This is a genomic window from Bifidobacterium anseris (assembly GCF_002860345.1).
GTDB lineage: Bacteria > Actinomycetota > Actinomycetes > Actinomycetales > Bifidobacteriaceae > Bifidobacterium > Bifidobacterium anseris.
The window spans coordinates 752,245-774,458 of sequence record NZ_NMYC01000005.1 but is presented as its reverse complement, the minus strand read 5'-3'; the positions used below and the strand labels follow the sequence as shown (position 1 = coordinate 774,458).

20 protein-coding genes are annotated in these 22,214 nt (G+C 64.0%); 5 read left to right on the top strand and 15 right to left on the bottom strand.

The features are described 5' to 3' along the window. Positions 1 to 12 precede the first annotated feature (12 nt). Together CGZ88_RS08385 and CGZ88_RS09165 are read left to right on the top strand one after the other, a co-directional pair. Entirely contained in the window at positions 13 to 2,691 is a 2,679-nt protein-coding gene (locus CGZ88_RS08385; RefSeq protein WP_101671572.1) for a BspA family leucine-rich repeat surface protein, read from the top strand. A 104-nt stretch (positions 2,692 to 2,795) separates the two neighbouring features. Then, positions 2,796 to 3,191, top strand: coding sequence for a transposase (locus tag CGZ88_RS09165; RefSeq protein WP_101671571.1), 396 nt, complete (start codon positions 2,796 to 2,798; stop codon positions 3,189 to 3,191). Here CGZ88_RS09165 and CGZ88_RS08375 read toward each other — a convergent pair. The 11 genes from CGZ88_RS08375 to CGZ88_RS09195 form a co-directional block, all read right to left on the bottom strand. Continuing rightward, positions 3,188 to 3,568 (bottom strand): DNA adenine methylase, encoded by a 381-nt coding sequence (locus CGZ88_RS08375; RefSeq protein ID WP_101671570.1) that lies wholly within the window; start codon positions 3,566 to 3,568, stop codon positions 3,188 to 3,190. The two genes, CGZ88_RS09165 and CGZ88_RS08375, sit on opposite strands and share 4 nt — an antisense overlap. Before the next feature lie 187 nt (positions 3,569 to 3,755). Further along, the gene (locus tag CGZ88_RS08370) at positions 3,756 to 4,514 is read right to left on the bottom strand and encodes an amino acid ABC transporter ATP-binding protein (RefSeq protein ID WP_101671619.1); all 759 of its coding nucleotides are present in this window, start codon (positions 4,512 to 4,514) and stop codon (positions 3,756 to 3,758) included. Between the two features lie 131 nt (positions 4,515 to 4,645). Continuing rightward, entirely contained in the window at positions 4,646 to 5,632 is a 987-nt protein-coding gene (locus CGZ88_RS08365; protein WP_101671569.1) for an amino acid ABC transporter permease, read from the bottom strand. A 42-nt stretch (positions 5,633 to 5,674) separates the two neighbouring features. Next, positions 5,675 to 6,598: an ABC transporter substrate-binding protein gene (locus CGZ88_RS08360; protein ID WP_101671568.1), complete on the bottom strand. Its 924-nt coding sequence runs from the start codon at positions 6,596 to 6,598 to the stop codon at positions 5,675 to 5,677. Positions 6,599 to 6,868: 270 nt separating this feature from the next. Further along, entirely contained in the window at positions 6,869 to 7,792 is a 924-nt protein-coding gene (locus CGZ88_RS08355; protein WP_101671618.1) for an ABC transporter substrate-binding protein, read from the bottom strand. 132 nt (positions 7,793 to 7,924) lie between these two features. Further along, entirely contained in the window at positions 7,925 to 8,419 is a 495-nt protein-coding gene (gene smpB, locus CGZ88_RS08350; RefSeq protein ID WP_026644527.1) for an SsrA-binding protein SmpB, read from the bottom strand. A 157-nt stretch (positions 8,420 to 8,576) separates the two neighbouring features. Continuing rightward, entirely contained in the window at positions 8,577 to 10,007 is a 1,431-nt protein-coding gene (locus tag CGZ88_RS08345) for a CHAP domain-containing protein (protein ID WP_101671567.1), read from the bottom strand. 168 nt (positions 10,008 to 10,175) lie between these two features. After that, a complete protein-coding gene (gene ftsX, locus CGZ88_RS08340; protein ID WP_026644529.1) occupies positions 10,176 to 11,099 on the bottom strand; it encodes a permease-like cell division protein FtsX in 924 nt (307 codons plus the stop codon). Then, the gene (ftsE, locus tag CGZ88_RS08335) at positions 11,096 to 12,358 is read right to left on the bottom strand and encodes a cell division ATP-binding protein FtsE (protein ID WP_101671566.1); all 1,263 of its coding nucleotides are present in this window, start codon (positions 12,356 to 12,358) and stop codon (positions 11,096 to 11,098) included. Before ftsE ends, ftsX begins: the two co-directional genes overlap by 4 nt. A gap of 61 nt (positions 12,359 to 12,419) precedes the next feature. Beyond that, on the bottom strand, positions 12,420 to 13,550 hold the full coding sequence (gene prfB, locus CGZ88_RS08330; RefSeq protein ID WP_026644530.1) for a peptide chain release factor 2: 1,131 nt from the start codon (positions 13,548 to 13,550) through the stop codon (positions 12,420 to 12,422). A 188-nt stretch (positions 13,551 to 13,738) separates the two neighbouring features. Beyond that, positions 13,739 to 13,873 carry a hypothetical protein gene (locus CGZ88_RS09195; RefSeq protein ID WP_257790230.1) on the bottom strand — a complete coding sequence of 45 codons (135 nt, stop codon included), beginning with the start codon at positions 13,871 to 13,873 and terminating at the stop codon, positions 13,739 to 13,741. A 202-nt stretch (positions 13,874 to 14,075) separates the two neighbouring features. Here CGZ88_RS09195 and dapD point away from each other — a divergent pair, with 202 nt between their 5' ends. Next, positions 14,076 to 15,065 carry a 2,3,4,5-tetrahydropyridine-2,6-dicarboxylate N-succinyltransferase gene (gene dapD / locus CGZ88_RS08325; RefSeq protein WP_026644531.1) on the top strand — a complete coding sequence of 330 codons (990 nt, stop codon included), beginning with the start codon at positions 14,076 to 14,078 and terminating at the stop codon, positions 15,063 to 15,065. Between the two features lie 115 nt (positions 15,066 to 15,180). After that, positions 15,181 to 15,660 carry a 23S rRNA (pseudouridine(1915)-N(3))-methyltransferase RlmH gene (rlmH, locus tag CGZ88_RS08320; RefSeq protein ID WP_101671565.1) on the top strand — a complete coding sequence of 160 codons (480 nt, stop codon included), beginning with the start codon at positions 15,181 to 15,183 and terminating at the stop codon, positions 15,658 to 15,660. A 63-nt stretch (positions 15,661 to 15,723) separates the two neighbouring features. Here the strand turns inward: rlmH and CGZ88_RS08315 are convergent, their stop codons facing one another. The 3 genes from CGZ88_RS08315 to CGZ88_RS08305 all read right to left on the bottom strand — a co-directional run bounded on the left by CGZ88_RS08315 (position 15,724) and on the right by CGZ88_RS08305 (position 18,860). Next, positions 15,724 to 17,019 carry a citrate synthase gene (locus tag CGZ88_RS08315; protein WP_026644533.1) on the bottom strand — a complete coding sequence of 432 codons (1,296 nt, stop codon included), beginning with the start codon at positions 17,017 to 17,019 and terminating at the stop codon, positions 15,724 to 15,726. A 232-nt stretch (positions 17,020 to 17,251) separates the two neighbouring features. Next, positions 17,252 to 18,058, bottom strand: coding sequence for a type I methionyl aminopeptidase (gene map / locus CGZ88_RS08310; protein WP_026644534.1), 807 nt, complete (start codon positions 18,056 to 18,058; stop codon positions 17,252 to 17,254). Between the two features lie 193 nt (positions 18,059 to 18,251). Beyond that, positions 18,252 to 18,860: an HdeD family acid-resistance protein gene (locus tag CGZ88_RS08305; RefSeq protein WP_026644535.1), complete on the bottom strand. Its 609-nt coding sequence runs from the start codon at positions 18,858 to 18,860 to the stop codon at positions 18,252 to 18,254. Positions 18,861 to 19,137: 277 nt separating this feature from the next. Here CGZ88_RS08305 and CGZ88_RS08300 point away from each other — a divergent pair, with 277 nt between their 5' ends. Then, positions 19,138 to 21,210 (top strand): M13 family metallopeptidase, encoded by a 2,073-nt coding sequence (locus CGZ88_RS08300; protein ID WP_101671564.1) that lies wholly within the window; start codon positions 19,138 to 19,140, stop codon positions 21,208 to 21,210. Positions 21,211 to 21,354: 144 nt separating this feature from the next. Here the strand turns inward: CGZ88_RS08300 and CGZ88_RS08295 are convergent, their stop codons facing one another. Then, positions 21,355 to 21,936, bottom strand: a complete 582-nt coding sequence (locus tag CGZ88_RS08295; RefSeq protein ID WP_101671563.1) for a single-stranded DNA-binding protein — start codon at positions 21,934 to 21,936, stop codon at positions 21,355 to 21,357. Positions 21,937 to 22,214: the final 278 nt, after the last annotated feature.

The window sequence follows — 22,214 nt, the reverse complement described above, 5'->3', positions numbered from 1 at the left end:
TACGGAAGGAATGTGACGCGCATCGAGTCTCAAGGTACGATCATCCTGAATCAGGATTCAAGTTATCTGTTTTATGGGCAAAGATCCCTTGCATCCCTGTCCGCCCTCGCCAAATGGGACGTGAGCCAAGTCACCGACATGGACGGCCTGTTCTCCAACTGCACGAGCCTGTCCGACCTGTCCGGCCTCGCCAAATGGGACGTGGGCCAAGTCACCAACATGAGCGCCCTGTTCTCCAACTGCTCGAGCCTGTCCGACCTGTCCGGCCTCGCCAAATGGGACGTGGGCCAAGTCACCAGCATGTACTACCTGTTCTCCGGCTGCACGAGCCTGTCCGACCTGTCCGGCCTCGCCGCCTGGGACGTGAGCCGCGTCACCAACATGAGCTACCTGTTCTCCCGCTGCACGAGCCTGTCCGACCTGTCCGCCCTCGCCAAATGGGACGTGAGCCAAGTCACCAGCATGTACTACCTGTTCTCCCGCTGCACGAGCCTGTCCGACCTGTCCGCCCTCGCCAACTGGAACGTGAGCCAAGTCACCGACATGAACTCCCTGTTCTCCGACTGCACGAACCTCGCCAGCCTCAAGGGTTTGGAGAACTGGAAGACCACAAGCCTGAGATACATGGTGGACGGCAACGGGGCCGGCGGCATGTTCTACAACTGCACGAGCCTGTCCGACCTGTCCGCCCTCGCCAACTGGAACGTGAGCCAAGTCACCCGCATGAGCGCCCTGTTCTACAACTGCACGAGCCTGTCCGACCTGTCCGCCCTCGCCGCCTGGGACGTGAGCCGCGTCACCAACATGTACAGCATGTTCTCCGACTGCACGAGCCTGTCCGATGTGAGTGCGATCGCACACTGGAACCTGTCTTCGATACCGAAGGGAAGTAACAACTGGGATCAGATGTTTAATAATTGCGGCAACCTCACTCGTATCGGCGTTCCAGCGAGTCAGCATGGCGGTGACTCATTCATTCATTGGAATGCCATACATTTCTCCAATGCAATGCCCAAGTTCATCGAAGAGACAGGCGACCGTCAATACAATTCATGGAATAGCCTGTATGATGCCATGCAGAACACCCCCACCGAATACCAGCAGGGAATCGTCTACGTGAAATACACGCCATCATGGATCGTGAACTTCGATGCGAACGGTGGCATCGGCACGCAAACCCGCATGCTCGTACCGATCGAGGATTTGTCGGTGGAACTGCCTTCTTGCGAATTCATGCGATTCGGATACCGGTTCGCCGGTTGGACGGCACAGCCTGATCCGATCAGTGACATGAATCCCGTGCTCACCACGCTCACCCCCGCCACGCATAATGACGGTGACAGGTACACGGTGTACGCGCAATGGGAGAAACTGGACGACGCGGACGAACAGCCGTCCACACCCGCCTCGGGCATGCTGCCCGGTTGGATTCAGGTCGGAGCGGAGAACACGAGCTCGATCATCACACCGTTGCAGACGGGTACGACGACGTTCACGAACCAGTATGCCCCCGGCAGCACGTCGATCGTGTTCAAGTTCACGAAGCTCATGGACGGCAATGTGCCCGACCAATCCTACGAGTTCGAGCTACTCGACCAGAACGGCCATGTGCTCCAGACCGTGCGGAACATCGGTGCGACGGTCGCATTCCAGCCGATCAACTACACGGCCGAAGGCGAGCACGTCTATCTGGTGCGCGAGAAGAATCCGAACAACGACAAGCTCCAGTACGACGATCATCTCGTGCAGATCAGCGTGAAAGTGACCGGCGAGGGCGAACAGTTGAAGGCCGAAGCGATCATCTTGGGTGACACCGTGTTTCGTAATACTTCGACACCTGCCGTTCTGAGCATTAGCAAGAGCGTCGAGCATGCCGACCAGTACACGCCGGACAAGGACACCCAGTTCACGTTTGATGTGGAATTGACCGATCGTGATGGCAAACCCGTGAACGGCGACTACAACATGAGCATCGGCGACCATGCGCAGGCCGTCACATTCAAGGATGGCAAACTCAACCTCACGCTCAAAGCCGGTCAGACCGCCACCATCAAGGACATTCCCGCCCATGCGAAGTACAAGGTGAGCGAAACGAACCTGCCAGACGGGTACACGCTCAAGGACAATGCGCTCGTCAATGCGAACGGAACCTTGGACGCGAACGCCGCCGTCACCGTGACCGCAGTCAACAAATATGAGCCGAAGAACGGTACCGCCATGGTGCAGGCTGTCAAGAAACTGCTGTACGCGAACACGGACACGGCGTATGTACTGAAAGCTGACCAGTTCCGATTCACCCTGTGTGAAGTGCGCCCAACCGACGCCGACCCAGATAATTGCGTGGGCGTGTCCGATACGACGAACCTCAAGGACGGTACTGTGACGTTCCCCCAGTTGGAATACGACCAGCCCGGAACTCACACGTACCAGATGCGCGAGGTCATCGGTGTGGATAGTGGCATCACCTATGACAAGCAGATCGTGACGGTGACGGTCAACGTGACGGACAATGGCTCCGGAAGGTTGCAGACCACGGTGAACTACCGGAACGGAACCGAACCTACATTCGTTAACCGCATCTGGAACGCGCCCCTGCTCCCCCAGACAGGCAATGTGGCTGTTTGGGCGTTGTGCGCCACGATCATGTTGGGCGGCGTGTTCCTTGCCGTGCAACGAGGCAAACGCGGATAATAAAGCGATGGTGCAGCGTCTCTCTCACACTAGAGGTCGCTGCACCCCCCCCAATGCGGAACGCAAATTGCTAAAACACACGTCAGGGCGAACGGCTCGCGCCCGTGCTCGCCGCCCCCGCCAACCGGGCGCTCATGATCGGATACCACTGCCACCAGCGCATCATCGAATGCTACCGGATGCGCGACCGCGCACAAGGACGGGCGATGATGAGCTCGCTCATCCACGCGCTGCACCAGCCCGGCGCCATCAAAGGACTGCCCGAATTCGCCGTCCTGTCACGCACGCTCTGGAAACGGCGGGCGGACATCCTGGCCTACTTCGAACACGACCACGCCAGCAACGGCCCCGCCGAAGCGATCAACGGCAGACTCGAGACCCTACGCGGCATCGCCATGGGATTCCGCAAACCCGCCAACTACATCGCCCGCAGCCTGCTACACAGCGGAGGATTCAAACAACACATCCTCACCCACATCCAACAAACCACACACACCTAAATGAGAAGAGCCGTTTTATGTGTTTCATTAAACGAATCTCTTACTTCTTTAAAATATTCTCTTGGGTTAGATAATTGCTCATTCCACAAGTATGTATAACCTGCGATTAAACGATCAGGTTCTTTTAGTATCTCATTCCATAAGTCGATAAGAGGAGCGTTGATATCCGCAATGACGGCAGACTGTACTTTTCCAGTTTGCCGTGCAGCAATGGAAACTGCAGCGCTTCCACAAAATGGTTCTATAATGCGGTCAACTCCGTCTGGAATAAGAGGCACAATGGCATTGGCGAGATATCGCTTACTGCCTTGGTAAGGAAACGGCTGCGGAGTCCCCTTGAGCATGTCCAAGCGTCGAAAAGAAACAACATGTTCCATGAATTGAATATACTCCTCAGATTACTTTAAAGCTCATTACAATCAAACGCTTAAGGCATTGTACTCAATCGCATGAACATCCAGAGGGCTCAATGCCGATGCGACCGACGTCACGTCGTCGTGCACGACAGAACAGGGGCGTCATCCTATATGGATCACGCCCCTCACAATCGGAATACCGTTCTCATCACAGTACGTGCTGCAGAAAGTCCTTGAAGCGGGCCTCCTTCGGCTCGTCGATGATCTCGGGGCCGCCGTGCTCGACGACGACGCCACCGTCCATGAACACGATCTGGTCGGCGACCTCCTTCGCGAAACCGATCTCATGGGTGACGACGATCATCGTCATACCCTCGTCGGCGAGCTCGCGCATGACGCCGAGCACCTCGCCGACAAGCTCTGGGTCGAGCGCCGACGTCGGCTCATCGAAAAGCATGATCTCGGGTTTCATCGCGAGCGCACGCGCGATCGCGACACGCTGTTGCTGGCCGCCGGACAGCTGCGCCGGATAGTAGTCGAGCCGGTCGCCGAGCCCCACGCGCGTGAGCTCCTTGACGGCGAGTTCGCGCGCCTGCGCCTTCGGCATCTTCTTGACGTGCACCGGCGCCTCCATGACGTTTTCGAGCGCCGTCATGTGAGGGAAGAGGTTGAACTTCTGGAAGACCATGCCGAGCTTGGCGCGCTGGGCGGCGACTTCCTTGTCGTTGAGCGTCTGCAGGCCGCCGTCGGGCAACCGCTTGTAGCCGATCATCTCGCCGTTGACGTCGATCTCGCCGCCGGTGAGCGTCTCGAGCTGGTTGATCAGGCGCAGGAACGTCGACTTTCCCGATCCCGAAGGACCGAGGATCACCGTCACCGTGCCGGGCATGACCTTCATGTCGATGCCCTTGAGCACATGCAGGTCGCCGAAGGCCTTGTGCACCTGCTTGGCCTCGACGGCCGGCATCCCCGGCTTGGCGGCGTCGCGCTCGGCGGCCGTGTCCTGATTGGCGAGGTCCTTGTTGTTCTCGTCGCTCATGCTGTGCGTCACATCCTTCCCAAGTGGACGGCCGCCCGAGGGCGGCCATGCGTCATGCGCTAGGCGTTATATCCGAGGAACGCCGCCTCGTTCGTCTTGTCGACATCGTCCTTCGGTTCGCCTTCGGTCTTGCCCGGCAACGGCGGCTGCTTGCCCTTCGTGCCGACCGGGCGCGCCTCAAAGCCCTTGCCGAAGTGCTTTTCAAGCATCGACTGGATGACCATGAGGATCGACGTGATGAGCAGGTACCAGATGCTCGCTACGAGCAGCAGCGGGATCGGCTTGTAGATGCGGTTCGCGATCGCGTTCGTCGCGTACTGCAGTTCGAGCGTGAACGGGACGGCGAGCACGAGCGACGTCGTCTTGAGCATGCCGATCGTCTCGTTGCCGGTCGGCGGGATGATGATGCGCATCGCCTGCGGCAGGATGACGCGGCGCATGATCATCGAACGCTTCATGCCGAGCGCCTGCGCGGCCTCGGCCTGTCCCGGGTCGACGGCTTCGAGGCCGGCGCGCACGATCTCGGCGAGGTAGGCGGCCTCGTTGAGCGCAAGGCCGATCCAGGCGGCGTTGAACGCGGTGATGACGGTCTGCGAGTCGACGCTCCAGAATTCGATCGACGTCAGCGGGATGCCGATCGAAAGCCGCGGGATCAGCACGGCGAACAGGCCCCAGAACACGAGCTGCGTGTAGACAGGCGTGCCGCGAAAGAACCAGATGTAGAACCAGCTGACGCCGCGCAGCACCGGGTTGACCGATTTGCGCATGATCGCGAGGATCACGGCGAGGATGATCGCGACGACCATCGAGATCACGGTGAGCAGCAGCGTGTAGCCGACGCCTTCGAGCACGCGTTCGTTGAACAGGTACTTCCAAACGATGTTCCACTCGAACCGCGGGTTCGTGACGAGGCCTTTGACGAGCATCGCCGCGAGGATCGCCACGATGACCGCGGCTACGATCGAGCCGGTGCGTCTGACCGGTTTAGCTGAGATGCGGTTTGGGATTGGCAGTCTCTCACCGTCCGGTTCCACATGATGCGGCATGGTCACTCCTTAGCTGTTGCGTTGCCTGTGACGTCCCTGAGCTCAGTCGAGGTCGGTCGGGTCGATCTCGGCCTTGTCGATCGCGCCGTTCTCGACGCCCCAGGCCTTGAGGATCTTCATATAGTCGCCGTCGTCCATCAGATGCTGCATGCCGGCCTGCACGGCCTTCGCGAGCTCGGTGTCGCCCTTCTTGATCGCGATGCCCTGCTTGACGACGCCTTCGGCGCTGCCGAGCTCCTCGAGCTGGTCGCCGGTCTGCGAGATCGCGTAGCCGGCGACCGGCGAATCCGCGTAGAACACGTCGGCCTTGCCGGTGACGACGGCCGTCGCCGCGTCGGTCTGCAGCTTGCTCGGCAGCACCTCGACGGCCTTCTTGCCGTCGGCCTTGCACTGATCCTTGATCTCGTTGGCCTCTTCCTCCTGCGTCGTGCCCACCTGAACGGCGATCTTCATGCCGCACAGGTCGTCGGTGTCGACGTTCTCGGGGTTGCCCTTCTTGACGGCCCAGCTCGAGCCGGCCTTGTAGTAGCTGACGAAGTCGACGGCGTCCATGCGCTCCTGCGTGATCGTCATCGCCGTGATGCCAAGGTCGTACTTGCTGCCCACGGACGGCACGATCGAGTCGAAGGTCGACGAGACGATCTCGGTGTCGAGTCCGAAGACCTTGCCGAGCGCCTTGGCGAGGTCGACGTCGTAACCCTGCGGCGTCTTGCCGTCGTCGGCGAGGAACTCGGCCGGCGCGTAGGACAGCTCCATGCCGACGGTGAGCTTGCCGCTGTCGGCGATCGACTTGGGCACCATCGCCGCAATCGCGTCGTCCTTCTTGACGCTCGCGACGTCGAAGGCGCCCTGCTTGGCCGCTGCGGCGTCGCCCGAGTCGTCGCTCGTGCCGCAGGCCGCGGCGCCGAACAGCAGCGCTGCGCCCGCGAGCGCGGCGGCGAACTTCTTCAATCCATGCATGGACATGCTTCTCCACTCTCCCGTGCGACGAAGCCATCATCATGCCGACGTCTGCCGTCGACGTTGACGCTTCCGGTCGCACTCTCGAAATACGTCAGTCAGTGTAGTGCATCGTGTGCTACGAAACGGTTAAGCCGACCATCGTCGGCGACGCACACGTCGTACTGAATAAATATGTAGTATCTTGCATAAACATGCATGGCGTGGTTCTGCGCTGTGCGCGAACCACGCCATGTCATCATTGGTCATCGTGTCCGGTGTCTGACCATCAGGCCGTCACTTCGTGTCGGCCGGGTTGATCTCGGCCTTGTCGATCGCGCCGCCCTGGACGCCCCACTCCTCGAGGATTGCCTGATAGGTGCCATCGTCCATGAGCTTCTGCATCGCCTTCTGGACGGCTTCGGCCATCTGCTTGTCGCCCTTCTTGACGACGACGCCCTGCTTCGTGACGCCGACGTCCTCGCCGAGCTTCTCGAGCTGGCCGTCGGTCTGCGCGACCGCGTAGCCGGCGACCGGCGTGTCCGCGTAGAAGGCGGAGGCCTTGCCGGTCGTCACGTTCGTCGTCACATCGGTCTGCAGCTTGTTCGTCAGGACCTCAATCTCCTTCTTGCCGTCGGCCTTGCACTGCTCGTTCATCTCGGTCACCTCCTCTTCCTGGCTCGTGGCCGTCTGCACGGCGATCGTCTGGCCGCACACGTCCTTCGGGTCGATGCTGTCGGGGTTGCCCTTCTTCGTCACCCACATTGAACCGGCCTTGTAGAAGCTGACGAAGTCGACGGCGTCCATGCGCTCCGGCGTGATCGTGAACGACGAGATGCCCAGATCATACTTCGAGCCGACCGACGGGATGATCAGGTCGAAGCTCGCGACCTTGTTCTCCGCCTCGAGTCCCATGACCTTGGCGAGCGCCTTCGACAGGTCGACGTCGTAGCCGACCGGCGTCTTGCCGTCCTCGGCGAGGAACTCGGCCGGCGCGTAGGAGGTGTCCATGCCGACGGTGAGCTTGCCGTCCTGCTTGACGTCGTCCGGCACGAGCGCGGCGATCTCGTCGACGGTCTCGACCTTCGAGACGTCGTAGCCCTGCGTCGTCTTGCCTTCGGCGTTCTTCGTGCCGCTTCCCGTGTCGTCGCTCGTGCCGCAAGCGCCAGCCGCGAGGCACAGCGACGCGCCGAGCACGAGCGCCGCGAGGTTCCTGAACATGTTCTTCTTCTGCTGCATTGGCGTACCCTGTCTTCTCTGCTGTGTGCCGTCCGGGCCCGCGCCCGAATCCGCACACAGCGTACGCCGCCTCATGCTACGAGCGCGTTTCGCCTGTGCAACATCTGGCCCCGTTCAGCCGCGGGCGCGCATGTTGCGGTAGCGCAGCATGCGCTGCGCCTCGCGCTTGTCCTGATCCTCGCGCAGCGCCTGACGCTTGTCGTATTCCTTCTTGCCGCGTGCGAGCGCAATCTCGATCTTCGCGCGTCCGTCCTTGTTGAAGTAGATGCTCAGCGGCACGATCGTGTAGCCCTTCGCCTGGATCTGGCGGCCGAGCTTCTCGATCTGCGCGGCGTGCAGCAGCAGCTTGCGCTTGCGCTTGGGCGCGTGGTTGTTCCACGTGCCGTTGAGGTATTCGGGGATGTTGGCCCCTTCGAGCCAGATCTCCCCGCGCTTGTCGATGCTGACGAAGGCCTCGGCGAGCGACGCCCTTCCCTCGCGCAGCGACTTGACCTCAGTGCCGGTGAGCGCAATGCCCGCCTCGTAGCGGTCCTCGATCTCGTAGTCGTGCCGCGCCCGCTTGTTGCGTGCGACGATCTGGTCGCCCTCGACCTTCTTCTGCTTCGCCATCGCCGCTCCTTTCCTCATGTCCTCATATCGTTGGCAATGCCATGTCTCGTCCAGCGTGGCCGCCTGACCTTCCGACCTTCCACATTAGCGCAGCATGCGCGAATCCGCCGCCCGCGCATGGCGGATACGGCGGATTCGGCGCGATGTGCACGGCAGATCAGTGCACGTAGCGGAAACGTCCGGGGTTGTACAGCGTGCGGTAGGTGATCGTGTACAGGCCGGCGACGTTCGATTCGGAGATCGTAATCGAGTTCGCGCCGACGCTTTCGACGACGGCGACATGTCCCCACGGCGACGACGCGCCTTCCTGACCGGGCAGGAACGAGAGCGCGGCGCCGACCTGCGGCACGTTGTCGACGCGCAGGCCGTAGCGCGGCGCGTTCGCCGCCCAGTCGCCGCCGTTGCCGAGGTAGGACGGCGTGCCGATGCCCATCTGCTTGCGGCGTTCGTAGGCCCACCATGTGCACTGGCCGGCCGCGTAGGCGTTGCCGTAGTCGCCGTTCGACGTGCCCTGTCCACCGGTCGATCCGCCCGAAGGCTGCGTCGGCTGGGTCGGTTGCGTCGGCTGGGTCGGCGTCACAGGAGTTACAGGCTGACTCGGCTGCGCCGGCTGACTCGGCGTGGCGGGGGTCGTCGTCGAGCCGGTGTTCGTGTTCGCCGGCGGCTGCGTCGTGCCCTGCGCCTGCTGCTGGTGCACGCGTTCGGCCTCGGCTGCCTGCTCGGCCTGGTATTTGCGGTTGTTCGCGTCGATCTGCGACTGCAGCATGACGGTTTCGGCGGCCTGCTGCGCCGCGGCCGTGCTCAGTTCGCTTTTGCGGCTTTCGAGGTCGGAGCGGATCTGCTCGCCCTTGACGCGCTGCGCGTCGAGCGAATCGCGCTTCGCCTGCGCGTCAGAGGCCGCGGACTGCGCGGCGGCCGACTTCTCGTCGGCGTCCGACTTGTATTTCGTGATGCGCGCCTCGATCGCTTTGAGGCGTTCGCCGCGGTTCATCGAGATGCTCAAGCCGTCGGCAGCCTCGGAGGCGGCATTCGCCTCGGAGCGCGACAGCGCGTCGCGCGACTGCATCTGACGGATGAACGCCTTCGTGTCGGTCGCGCCGGTCATGATGCTCATGACGTCCGACGTGTCCGAGCCGTGCATCGATTCGCGGGCGACGCGCGCGACGGCGGCGTGCGCGTCGTCGTAATCCTCGCCGGTCTTCTTGATTTCGGCCTCGAGGTTCTCCTTGTCCTTTTGCGCGGCCTTGAGGCGCTGCGCGGCGGATTCGGCCTCGGCCTTGGCGGACGCGGCGGCGGCGTTCGCCTCCTGCACGGCCTTCGCGGCCACCGGGATCTGGTTGTTCGTCAGATCGTCGAGTTCGACGATCTTGTCCGCCAGGTCGCTGTTGACGCCGGCGAGCTGGTTGCGCAGCTCGGCTTCGCGCTGCACGCTCTGCTGATGCGAGTTCTGCGCGTTGACGAGGTCGCTGTAGGTGTCCGCATGCGCCTGCGGGACCGGCGCGATCACCGGCGCCGCGAATCCGACCGCGCACAGCGAGACCGCGAGCAGGGTCGCGATCCATGGGCGACTTGCAGTTCCTCGAGTCATGGCACACCTTTCGACGTCACTCACGGCAACCAAGCCTAGCATTGCCACCTGAGGGGAATGCGGCGTGCCGTGGGCGCCGCAGCATTTCATACACAGTTTCTCCACATTCTTCACACATCCGCGCAGAACGATCCATGCAGAGCGATCCACGCAGACGCGCGGCGCGCGTCAGGCCTTGAGGTAGCGGTTGAGCGCGACCGACGAGGCGATGACGGACAGCAGCACGGCGCCGACGATCAGGATCGGCGAGATCAGCAGCACGGTGCCCTGCGTGACGTACGGGATCCATGTGACCGATTTGGCGAGCCAATCGGTGATGAAGACCTTGACGAGCGCGCTCAGCGCGAGGCACGACAGCACCGAGCCGAGCAGCGCGGCCACGGCGCCCTCAAGGATGAACGGCAGGCGGATCGTCCAGTTCGACGCACCGACGAAGCGCATGATCTCGGTCTCCTCGCTGCGCGAGGCCGCCGACATGCGGATCGTCGTGCCGGTGAGCATGACGGCGACGATGACCATGACGGCCGCGAGCATCGCCGTCGCCGCCGTCGCACGGTTGAGCACGGCGAAGACCGGCTCGAAGATCTGCCGCTGGTCGACGACGTCCTCGACGCCGTCACGTCCCGACAGCACTTCGGAGACGACCTTGTACTTCTCCGGGTTCTTGAGTTTGAGCCACAGCGAGCCCTGCATGTCGGCCGCGGTGAGCGTGCGCCCTTGGAACTCGCCGTTCGGATACTGCTTGAGGAACGAGTCGTTGTAGAAGTCCTCGGGGCTCTCGTAGGTCACCGACGAGACGTCGTCGCCGAGCTCCTGCTGGATGACGTCCTGCAGCGCGTTGATCTGCTGCGCCGTCGCGGCCTTGCCCGCGGCGCAGTTCGGCGATTGGCTCGTGCCGTCCGGGCACAGCCATACGACGACCTCGACCTTGTCGTACCAGTCGCCCTTCGCCTTCGTGATCTGCGCCTGCGTGAGGAAGGACGCGCCGATGAACAGGAACGAGATGAAGGTCACGAGCATGACCGACAGCAGCATCGGCACGTTGCGCCGCAGGCTCGTCCACGTCTCGCTGAGGATGAATCGCAATCTCATCGGCTGCCCTCCTGCCCATGCGCGCCGTCATGGCCGCGTCCGTGCCGCGCGCCCTGCCGCGGAGGCCGAGGCGGCCTCGGCGGCTGCGGCGGCGCGAGCGGCGGCGTCGGCGGCTGTGCTGTCTCGGTCGGCTGGGTCATCTCAGCCGGCTGTGTCGTTTCGCTCGTCGTGCTTGTTTCGACCGTCTGGGTCGTTTCAGTCGTTTCGACTGTTTCGCTCGTCGTGGAAGTCGCTTCGGTGTTCGCGTTGTCACCGTCCTCGCGCTGCGCGAGTTCGTCGAGCGTCAGTCCGCCGCCCCATGTGAGCGTCTCCTCGACCGGCGCGAAGACCTCGCCGTAGCGGCCGGTCTTGCCGGCGTGCACGCTCTTCGCGAGTCGTGCGATGCCTTCGCTCGATTCGTGTTCGATCGCGTCGTTGACGGCGTCGGCGGCCGCTTCGGCGCGTTCGATGCGTTCGCGGCGGTTCTTCGGCCGTGCGGCGTGCGCGAGGTCGGCGGCCGACGCCATCGACGCATCGCCGCTGATGGCGTCGTGCGCCTGCGCGGCGACCTGCTCGTCGGGGAAGTACAGCGCCGAATCGTAGACGCCGGCCGCCTGGTCGCGCACGATCCTGCCATTGTGCAGTTCGACGACGCGTTTGCGCATCGAGTTGACGATCTCCTCGTTGTGCGTCGCCATGACGATCGTCGTGCCAGTGCGGTTGATCGCGTCGAGCACCTCCATGATGCCCAGCGACGTCGTCGGATCGAGGTTGCCGGTCGGCTCGTCGGCGAGCAGCAGCTGCGGATGGTTGACGTAGGCGCGCGCGATCGTGACGCGCTGCTGCTCGCCGCCGGACAGTTCGAGCGGCTTGTTGCGTTCCTTGCCGGTCAGGCCGACCGTCTTGAGCACCTTCGGCACGAGCGAGCGGATCGCCGAACGCGGCGTGCCGATCACCTCGAGCGCGAAGGCGACGTTCTCCCAGACGGTCTTGTTCGTCAGCAGCTTGTAGTCCTGGAAGATCATGCCGACCGAACGCCGGTAGACCGGCACCTGCCGGTTCGGCAGGCGCCGCAGGTCATAGCCGCCGACGCGAATCTCGCCGTCGGTCGCCTCCTCCTCGTGCAGCAGCAGGCGCAGCAGCGACGTCTTGCCCGAGCCGGAGGCGCCGACGAGGAAGACAAAGTCGCCGCGGTCGATCTGCAGGTTGACGTCCTCGAGCGCGGGACGCGTGGAGTTCGGGTAGATCTTGCTCACATGGTCCATCGAGATCAGCGCCATGTCATCTCCAATCCATCGTGCGCACGGCTGCGCGGGACGCGTCGGTCGTCGTGCGGCAAGTCTACTCGGCGGCCTGCTCAGCGGCCTCGCGGCGCTGCTCATGGCGCCAGCGGATGCCGGCCTGGATGAAATCATCGATGTCGCCGTCGAAGACGGCCTGCGTCTGCGAGGTCTCGTAGCCGGTGCGCAGGTCCTTGACCATCTGGTACGGGTGCAGCACGTAGGAGCGCATCTGATCGCCCCAGCTGGCCTTGATGTCGCCGGCGAGCTCCTTCTTCTTCTTCGCCTCCTCCTCGTGGCGCAGCACGAGCAGGCGCGACTGGAGCACGGCCATCGCGGCGGCGCGGTTCTGGATCTGCGAACGCTCGTCCTGCATCGTCACGACGATGCCGGTCGGCAGGTGGGTGATGCGCACGGCGGAGTACGTCGTGTTGACGCCCTGACCGCCAGGGCCGGAGGCGCAGTAGGTGTCGACGCGGATCTCGCTGTCCGGCACGTCGATGTGGTCGGTCGCCTCGACGAGCGGGACGACCTCGACGGCCGCGAAGCTCGTCTGACGCCGGCCCTGGTTATCGAAGGGCGAGATGCGCACGAGGCGATGCGTGCCGCCCTCGACGGACAGGCGTCCATACGCGTAAGGCGCGTCCACCTGGAAGGTCGCCGACTTGATGCCGGCCTCCTCGGCGTAGGACGTGTCCATGACCTTCGCCTTGTAGCCGTTGCGTTCCGCCCAGCGCAGGTACATGCGCAGCAGCATCTGCGCGAAGTCGGCCGCGTCGACGCCGCCGGCGCCGGAGCGGATCGTCACGACGGCGGAACGCTCGTCGTATTCGCCGTCCATCAGCGTCTGGATCTCCATGTCCTCGAGGTCCTTCGCGATCGAGCCGATCTCGTTCTGCGCCTCGGCGAGCGTGTCCGCGTCGTCCTCCTCACGGCCGAGCTCGACGAGCGTCTCGACGTCGTCGATGCGCGAGGCCGCCGAGGACAGCCGCTTGATCTGCGACTGCACGGCGGAGAGCTTCGACGTCACCTGCTGCGCGTGCTCCGGGTCGTCCCACAGGCCCGGCTCGGCCGCCTCGACCTCGAGCTCCTGCTCCTGACGCTTGAGACGGTCGACGTCGAGCGCGAGCGCGATCTCCTCGTATTTGGCGCGCGCGTCGGCGATCGCCTGGGAAAAATCAAATTCTGCCATGATGCTCCTCAAAAAAACTCTACAAAATCGTGGGTTCGGTATCGTTCCGCGCGTCCAGCAGGCGCGCGAGGCGGGGTTCCGCGCTCCCCGCTCCGGTGTCGTCCGTCATCTCGTCGAACTGTCATCTCGTCCAACTGTTCGGGACGGACATGCATTCCCGGACGTCCATGTCACGGGAACATGGAGGTTCAAAGGCCGGACAGGACCATCGGGACGCACATCCCGACGACGATGGCCGCGATGACGGCGACGGTGAGGATGCGGCGCAGGTCATGGCCGCCCTCGTCTCGACGTTCCGGTTCATGCTGGTTCTTGGCGCTCACAGGAACCACAGTGTAGCGCACACCCAACCCGTGTTCGCGCCGGGCCGCATCCGCCCCGTGCCCATGCGTGCCCGCGCACGCCGCAGTGGCCCCACGGCGCATCCCCCGTTGTATCGTGGGAAGCGCGCGGCGCGCGTGGATGCGCCGTGGCAGCGCGGCCGGCACGACGCCGGCCGGCACCGTCTTCACTGAAGGAGCGCACATGACCGATGAACGCTGGGCATGGGGCTGGGGTCTCGCCAACGTCGACGCCGCCGGCAACACCCTCGACGTCTGGTATCCGAAACTTGAGATGGGCGAAGCGAAGCCGTCCGCACCGGCCGGCACGCACGGCTTCGGCACGCTCGTGCACGACGGCCCCGACGCGCGCGGCGTCAAGCGCGTGCCGGTGTTCACGGCCGCGAACATCGACGAACCGATCGCCGACGCCGCCGACGCCTACCTGCGCCTGCACCTGCTGAGCATGCGCATGGTCAAGCCGAACTCGATGAACCTCGACGGCATCTTCGGCGCGCTCAACAACGTCGTGTGGACGAACTACGGCCCCTTCGCCGTCGAGGACTTCGCGCTGCGCCGCCTCGACGTCATGGAGACGAACGCCGGCGCCGCGATGCCGGGCATGCGCGCCGAGGTCAACGTGCTGTCGATCGACAAGTTCCCGCGCATGCTCGACTACGTCGTGCCCAGCGGCGTGCGCATCGGCGACGGCGACCGCGTGCGTCTGGGCGCCTATCTGAGCGAAGGCACGACAGTCATGCACGCCGGCTTCGTCAACTTCAACGCCGGCACGCTCGGCACCTGCATGATCGAAGGCCGCGTCTCGCAGGGCGTCGTCGTCGGCGACGGCTCCGACGTCGGCGGCGGTGCGTCAATCATGGGCACGCTGTCGGGCGGCGGCAAGCTGCGCAACTCGATCGGCGAGCATTCGCTGCTCGGCGCGAACGCCGGCATCGGCATCTCGCTCGGTGACAACTGCGTCGTCGAAGCGGGCCTGTATGTGACGGCCGGCACGAAGATCGAGGTGTGGGACAAGCAGAAGGCGGCCGCGGGCGTTGCGCTCGACGTCGTCAAGGGTGCCGAACTGAGCGGCAAGGACAACATCATGTTCATCCGCAACTCGCTGACCGGCGCCGTGCAGGCGCGCGCACGCAAGGTCGGCATCGCGCTCAACGACGCGCTGCACAAGAACTAGCAGAAACATGTACCCGCTCAGCGCAGATGGGTTTTGCGAAACGGCATAATACCACCGTTTCGCAAAACCCATCTGCGCTGAGCGGGTACATGCCCTGAGTAATAAGGGGGGTGGCATGAACATCGACATCGTCTGCGTCGGCAAGGTCAAGGAACGCTATCTGCGCGACGCGATCGATGAATACCGCAAACGCCTGTCGCGCTTCGCCAAAATCGACATCGTCGAAGTGGCCGACGAGAAGACGCCCGAACACGCCTCCGACGCACTCAACGAGCAGATCAAGGAGAAGGAGGGCGAGCGCATCCTCAAGCATCTCAAGGGCGACGCCTTCGTCGTCGCGCTCGCAATCGAAGGCGACCAGTTGACGAGCGAGCAGCTCGCGACGAGGATCGCGCAGTGGGGGCTGCATGGCGTCAGCCGTCTGCAGTTCGTCATCGGCGGCTCCCTCGGCCTCGACCCGCGCGTGCTGACGCGAGCGGACATGCTGCTGAGCTTCTCGAAGATGACGTTCCCGCACCAGCTCATGCGCGTGATCCTGCTCGAACAGATCTACCGCGCCTTCAAGATCAACGCGCACGAGCCGTATCACAAATGATCACACGCATATGAAAACGCGCGCCCTGCACGGGCGCGCGTTTTCATATGCGGGCGGGACGGCTCAACCGCGTTCGTCCATCGGCACGTAGTCGCGCAGCACCTCGCCGGTGTACACCTGACGCGGACGACCGATCTTCGTCATCGGGTCGGCGAGCATCTCGCGGTACTGGGCGATCCATCCGGGGATGCGTCCGAGCGCGAACAGCGGCGTGAACATCGACGGGCCGAAGCCGATCGCGCGGTAGATCAGGCCGGTGTAGAAGTCGACGTTCGGATACAGGTGACGCGAGACGAAGTAGTCGTCGGTGAGCGCGATCTGTTCAAGCTTGAGCGCCACGTCGAAGAGCTCCTCGTCGCCCGGCAGCAGCTTGAGCGTCGCCTTCTGCTCCATGATGCGCTCCAGATAGTGCTTCGCGATTGCCGCGCGCGGATCGTAGGACTTGTAGACGCGGTGGCCGAGGCCGGAGATGCGTTCGCCGTTGAGCTTGGCGCGGTCGACGAACTCGCGCACGCTCATGCCCGAGTCGCGGATCGCCATCAGCTGGCGCAGCACCGCCTCGTTCGCGCCGCCGTGCAGCGGCCCGGACAGCGCGTTGATGCCGGCCGCCACCGCCGAGTACAGGTTCGCGTGCGCCGAGCCGGCGATGCGCACGACCGATGTCGAGCAGTTCTGCTCATGGTCGGCGTGGATGATGAGCAGACGGCCGAGCGCGTGCACGTAGAGCGGATCGGATTCGAAACGCTCGTACGGCACGGCGAAGCACATGCGGATGAAATCGTCGACGTAGCCGCGCGCGTAGTCCGGGTAGAGCATCGGCTCGTCACGGCGGCGCCGCAGGATGTAGCTGACGATCGTGCGGGCCTTCGCCATGATGATCGTCGCCGCCTCGTCGAGCTGTTCGGGGTCGTCGATGTCGGTCGTCTCCGGGTTGAAGGTCGCGAGCGCGTTGATTGCCGAGGCCATGACGCTCATCGGCTGCGCCTCGCGCGGGAACGAGCCCATGAAGGTGCGGAAGTCCTCGCCGACCATCGTGTGGTGGTTGATGTCGTCGACGAACTTCTCGTACTGCGCGCTTGTCGGCAGCTCGCCGTGGCGCAGCAACCACGAGACCTCGAGGAAGTCGGAGCGTTCGCACAGCTGCTCGATCGGATAGCCGCGGTAGCGCAGGATCGAATGTTCGCCGTCGATGTAGGTGATCTTCGACTCGCATTGCGCCGTCGTCAGGAATCCGGGATCGAGCGACACCCATTTGTCGTTGCGCAGCGAGGACATGACGATGCCGTCGGGCCCCGCGCTCGCCTTCACGACCGGCAATTCGAACTGGTTGGACTCCACATGCAACTGCGCTACGCCCATGCCGCCTCCTGTCTGTGCTGTTCGCTTCCTTCCGCCCGCGTCACCGACGGGGACCCGACATGGGTCCGCCTCTGTCCGGCGGCGGGCACTGCCGACCACTATAAGGTATCCGTATTTCGGCCGGCCGCGGCCGTCTCAAAAGCGTGTCGCGTCCCGATATGCGGCGAGGACTCGCGCGGATGCACGGGTCCTCGTCATGGAATCATTGCATGCACGGACGCGCCGGCGTCGTTCAGCCCTTGAACTCCTCGGAAATCGGGTCGCCTTCGCGCTGCGTGAGCACGATCGGGCCGCCTTCGGTGATTGCGATCGTGTGCTCGGAATGCGCGCCGCGCGAGCCGTCCTCGCTGCGCAGCGTCCAGCCGTCCTTCGGATCCTGATAGATCTCGTCGGTCGTCTTCATGAACCACGGTTCGATCGCGATGACGAGGCCCGGACGCAGCTTGTAGCCGTGATGCGCCTTGCCGTCGTTGGGCACATGTGGGTCGCCGTGCATGATGTGGCCGACGCCGTGGCCGCCGAAGTCGAGGTTGACCGGGTAGCCGTAGGCGCGCGCGACGTCGCCGATCGCATGCGAGATGTCGCCGAGGCGGTTGCCCGGCTGCGCGGCGGCGATGCCGGCGGCGAGCGCCTCCTGCGTGGACTTGATCAGGCGCAGGTCCTCGGGGTCCTTGTCCTTGCCGACGACGAAGCTCACGGCGGAGTCGGCGACCCAGCCGTCGACGCTGATCGCCAGATCGAGGCTGACGAGGTCGCCGTCCTTGAGGTCGTAGTCGTAGGGCACGCCGTGCAGCACGGCGTCGTTGACGGATACGCAGATGTAGTGCGCAAAGGGGCCGGTGCCGAAGTCCGGCGCATAGTCGACGTAGCAGGATTCGGCGCCCTTGCGGTCGACGATGCGCTGATGCACGAATTCGTCAATCTCGAGCAGGTTCGTGCCGACCGTCGTGCGTTCCTGCAGGTCGTGCAGGATGCCGCCGACGAAACGGCCCGCCGGCTTCATCGCTTCGATTTCCGAATGCGTCTTGAGTTCGATCATGGAGTTGCTACCACCTTTCCCATGCGCCGACCGTTGCGGCGATTGTGCTGACACCCACCCTATCCCCCACAGCTTACATTTGCGAACGTGGCGGATACGGCATCGGCTATGGCATCGCGAAGGCCGGCCGCGCGGATGCGGGCGACCGGCCTTCGGTAATCAATCAATAATCACAATGACTGAATCGGACGACTCAGTTCTTCGGCACGCGGCCGAAGGTGAAGGCGCGCACAATCGCGACGATGCCCATGACGATCATCGCGCAGCCGCCGAAGATGATGAGCGCGACGGTCGAAGCCATCGGCATGCACAGGATCGCGAAGCCGGCGATGATCGAGATGATCGCGTAGGCGATCGCCCAGCCGGAGCTCGGCATCGACCACGATTCGGCGAGCGCCATGACGCCCTCCATGATCCAGCAGATGCCGACGACGAGCGTGAACATGACGGCGAGCGTCGCCGTCGAGAACGCCGTGTAGCGCAGCACGACAAGACCGCCGATGATCAGGATGATGCCGATGAGGATGCCGAGCACGCGCCATCCCGCCGGCAGGCCGACCTCGACGATCGAGCTGACGATACGCACGATGCCGGAGATCAGGAAGTAGATGCCGAGCATGATGCAGGCGACGATGAGCGTCTTGCCCGGCCACACGAGCAGGCAGATGCCGAGCGCGAGCGCGGCGAGGCCGATGACGGCGTAGGCGATGCGCACGGCGTTCTTCGCGCCGGTCGGCAGCGACTGCTCGACGAGCCGGAACGGGCTCCAGTTGCCGTTCGGCGAATCATTGACGTTGGACATGATGACTCCTTTCCTCCTGCCGCGGCGCTGACGGCCCGCGCCCTGAAGCGCCGCGCGTCGTATCGTTCCGCGACCACATGGTCCTTCCGCAGGCTCGCCCTGCGGTCATGTCTCCAGTGTGCTCCCCCACTGCCTTGCGCCGCCGCGTTTTCGCAATTGTTTCCCTTCGCGCGTAGTCGGCAGCGAAATCGGTCGATGTATGCCCTGTCTTGTGCGGGCATGTTCTTGATCGTGTACGCCGGCGGCGTTGTCGCAAAATGACCTATAGTGTGGAACCATGAGCAACACCTATCAATCCGGCATCGATCCGGCCGCATTCTCCTCCGTGATCCGCCCCGCCGACGACCTGTTCCGCTACGTCAACGGCCCGTGGATCGACACCTACGCGCTTCCCGACGACCGTTCCCGCTACGGCTCCTTCGACCGTCTCGCCGAGAACGCCGAATCCCAGATCCGCGACATCCTCGAATCCGACGGCGACGAGGCCGCCAAATCGAAGGCGATCTACCGTTCCTTCCTCGACGTCGATGCCGTCGAAAAAGCCGGCGCCACGCCGATCCGCGCCGACCTCGACCATATCGACGCCGTGCAGACGAAGGCCGAGCTGACGGCGCTGCTCGGCGAGATGAGCCCCTACGGCGGCCCCGACCTGTTCGGATTCGACATCTTCGGCGACTTCAACGACCCTGACCACAACATCATGCATCTGAGCCAGGGCGGCCTCGGGCTTCCCGATGAGGCGTACTACCGCGAGGACCACTACAAGCCGATCCGCGACGCCTACGTGACGATGGTCGCCCGGCAGTTGAAGAACGCCGGCTACGCCGACGACGCGCAGGAGCAGGCTGAACATCTGCTCGAGGTGGAGACGACGATCGCCTCCCACCATTGGACGAACGTCGAGACGCGCGACTCGCAGAAGACGAACAACCCGACCGATTTCGCCGCGCTGGCCGCGATGCTCGCCGCCTTCGACATCGAGGCGTGGGCGAAGGCGATGCAGACGTCGTACGACCGTTCGGCGACGGCGCGCAGCTACCCGGTCGACGTGCTCGGCGCGCTCGCGCACGTCAACGTCATGGAACCGTCGTTCCTCACCGGACTGAACACGTTCTGGGCGGACGCCGACCTCGAGGACCTCAAGCTGTGGGCGCGCGTCCACGTCATCGTCGGCCGCGCGAGCATGCTGTCGGGCGATTTCGACACGACGAACTTCGACTTCTATGGCCGCACGCTTTCGGGTGCCAAGGAGCAGCGCGCCCGCTGGAAGCGCGGCGTCTCGCTTGTCAACGGCATCTGTGGCGAGGACGTCGGCCGCGTCTATGTGCGCGAGCATTTCCCCGAATCGTCGAAAACGCGCATGGAGCAGCTCGTGCACAACCTGATCGAGGCCTACCATGTCTCGATCCTCAACAGCGACTGGCTCGGAGACGAGACGAAGCGCAAGGCGCTCGACAAGCTCGACCATTTCGAGGCGAAGATCGGCTACACGAACCATTGGCGCGACTACACGGCGCTCGACGTCGACGCGTCAGCGTCGCTGATGGACAACATGCGCGCGGCCTCGGTCTACGAATTCGGCTACCAGATGGCCAAATGCGGCAAGCCGGTGGACAAGGACGAGTGGCTGATGAACCCGCAGACGGTCAACGCCTACTATGAGCCGACGCTCAACATCATCGTCTTCCCGGCCGCGATCCTGCAGCCGCCGTTCTTCAACCCGGAGGCCGAGGACGCCGTCAACTACGGCGGCATCGGCTCGGTCATCGGCCATGAGATCGGCCACGGCTTCGACGATCAGGGCGCGCAGTTCAACGGCGAAGGCAAGCTCGAGGACTGGTGGACCGCCGAGGACAAGGCGCGCTTCCAGCAGCTGACGAAGACGCTCATCGACCAGTACGACCGTTTCGTGCCCGCGCAGCTGCAGGAGAAGTACGGCGACGACCCGACGAAGGCGCCGCACGTCAACGGCGCGCTGACGATCGGCGAGAACATCGGCGACCTGTCCGGCGTCAACATCGCGCTCAAGGCCTACGCGTTCTCGCTCGACGAGGCGCAGGGCAAGCCGATCGACGGCGACCCGACGGCGATTGAGGCGGCGCTCGACACGGCGCCGACGCTCGACGGCTTCACCGGCCTGCAGCGCTTCTTCCTCGGCTATGCGCTGATCTGGCGCACGAAGAACCGCGACGAACTCGTCGAGCAGTATCTGCAGATCGACCCGCATTCGCCGGCCGAATGCCGCACGAACGGCATCGCGCGCAACGTCGACCTGTTCTACAAGGCCTTCGGCGTCACGCCCGACGACCGCATGTGGCTCAAGCCGGAGGAACGCGTCCACATCTGGTGACGCGACGGCGATAACAGGCGACGGTAAGGCGGAAGGGGACGCCGCGGCGCGTGCCGTGGCGTCCCCTTCCGCCTTCTCTTTTCTCTGACTGATTGCCTTCGGCCTACTGCCCGCCGTCTGCAGTCTTCTGTCAGAAGTCTTCTGTCAGAAGTCATCTGGCGGTGCGCCGACGGCGACAGGTTCGGCGGCCTGATCGGCCACGGCCTGCGCTTCGGCGACGACTTCGGCCTGCGCGGCCGCGTCGTCGGTGACCTCGCCGGTGCGCGGATCGATCTGCACGCCATCGAGGTCGACCGGCGCGTCGTCGACGCCGTCCGCCTGCCTCGGCCGCCTCGCGCCCTGCGTGTCCGACTGACCCTTCGCAAGCCTGCGCACGACCGAGATGCCGTAGTTGAGGTCGTGGCCGACATTGCTCGCCTCGATGAACGTGTGCGAACGTGCCTTGCCGTCCTCGCCCGGCCACTCTTCGGTGGATAGCACGCCGACGACGATGACGGCCTCCCCCTTGTGCAGCGAATTGACGATGTTGAGCGCGAGCTCGCGGAACGCCTTGACGGTGATCCACGTCGTCGGCAGCGACTGCCATCGTCCGTCGCCGTCGCGGTAGCCGCGCGTGCATGCGAGGCGGAAGCGGCATGCGGCGCGCGCCCCGCCATGCAGGCCGAGCGGCGTCGGTTCGCTGCCGAGGAATCCGGTGATCGTGATCTGTCCCTGTTGTATCGCCATGGTCGTGTCCTTTCGTCTGGCTGCGCCGTCTTCGACGCCCCTGATCGGGTCCGGCTTGGTCCGGTTGGGTTCCACCACTATCGGCGTGGAGACATCCGCGGCGCAAGCCTGACGGGGGTATGTGACCGGAAGGGTGTGTCGCGCCCGAAATGTGGATGGACGGGACCTCTATCCACACCAATCCACATGCGCGATGTGGATGGATTCGCCGGATTATGCACGGCGCACATGCCGTGCGCCGGCCTGTCGCCACCGTGCTCTCACACACCGTGCGCTCA

Bases quoted from the DNA above. Each gene is read 5' to 3' on its own strand.
- rlmH (WP_101671565.1), top strand. From the start codon at position 15,181: ATGAACATCGACATCGTCTGCGTCGGCAAGGTCAAGGAACGCTATCTG.
- CGZ88_RS08305 (WP_026644535.1), bottom strand. From the start codon at position 18,860: ATGTCCAACGTCAATGATTCGCCGAACGGCAACTGGAGCCCGTTCCGG.
- dapD (WP_026644531.1), top strand. From the start codon at position 14,076: ATGACCGATGAACGCTGGGCATGGGGCTGGGGTCTCGCCAACGTCGAC.
- map (WP_026644534.1), bottom strand. From the start codon at position 18,058: ATGATCGAACTCAAGACGCATTCGGAAATCGAAGCGATGAAGCCGGCG.
- CGZ88_RS08355 (WP_101671618.1), bottom strand. From the start codon at position 7,792: ATGTTCAGGAACCTCGCGGCGCTCGTGCTCGGCGCGTCGCTGTGCCTC.
- CGZ88_RS08370 (WP_101671619.1), bottom strand. From the start codon at position 4,514: ATGCCGGCCGTCGAGGCCAAGCAGGTGCACAAGGCCTTCGGCGACCTG.
- CGZ88_RS08345 (WP_101671567.1), bottom strand. From the start codon at position 10,007: ATGACTCGAGGAACTGCAAGTCGCCCATGGATCGCGACCCTGCTCGCG.
- CGZ88_RS08365 (WP_101671569.1), bottom strand. From the start codon at position 5,632: ATGCCGCATCATGTGGAACCGGACGGTGAGAGACTGCCAATCCCAAAC.
- CGZ88_RS08360 (WP_101671568.1), bottom strand. From the start codon at position 6,598: ATGTCCATGCATGGATTGAAGAAGTTCGCCGCCGCGCTCGCGGGCGCA.
- ftsX (WP_026644529.1), bottom strand. From the start codon at position 11,099: ATGAGATTGCGATTCATCCTCAGCGAGACGTGGACGAGCCTGCGGCGC.
- smpB (WP_026644527.1), bottom strand. From the start codon at position 8,419: ATGGCGAAGCAGAAGAAGGTCGAGGGCGACCAGATCGTCGCACGCAAC.
- ftsE (WP_101671566.1), bottom strand. From the start codon at position 12,358: ATGGCGCTGATCTCGATGGACCATGTGAGCAAGATCTACCCGAACTCC.
- CGZ88_RS08300 (WP_101671564.1), top strand. From the start codon at position 19,138: ATGAGCAACACCTATCAATCCGGCATCGATCCGGCCGCATTCTCCTCC.
- CGZ88_RS08295 (WP_101671563.1), bottom strand. From the start codon at position 21,936: ATGGCGATACAACAGGGACAGATCACGATCACCGGATTCCTCGGCAGC.
- CGZ88_RS08375 (WP_101671570.1), bottom strand. From the start codon at position 3,568: ATGGAACATGTTGTTTCTTTTCGACGCTTGGACATGCTCAAGGGGACT.
- prfB (WP_026644530.1), bottom strand. From the start codon at position 13,550: ATGGCAGAATTTGATTTTTCCCAGGCGATCGCCGACGCGCGCGCCAAA.
- CGZ88_RS08315 (WP_026644533.1), bottom strand. From the start codon at position 17,019: ATGGGCGTAGCGCAGTTGCATGTGGAGTCCAACCAGTTCGAATTGCCG.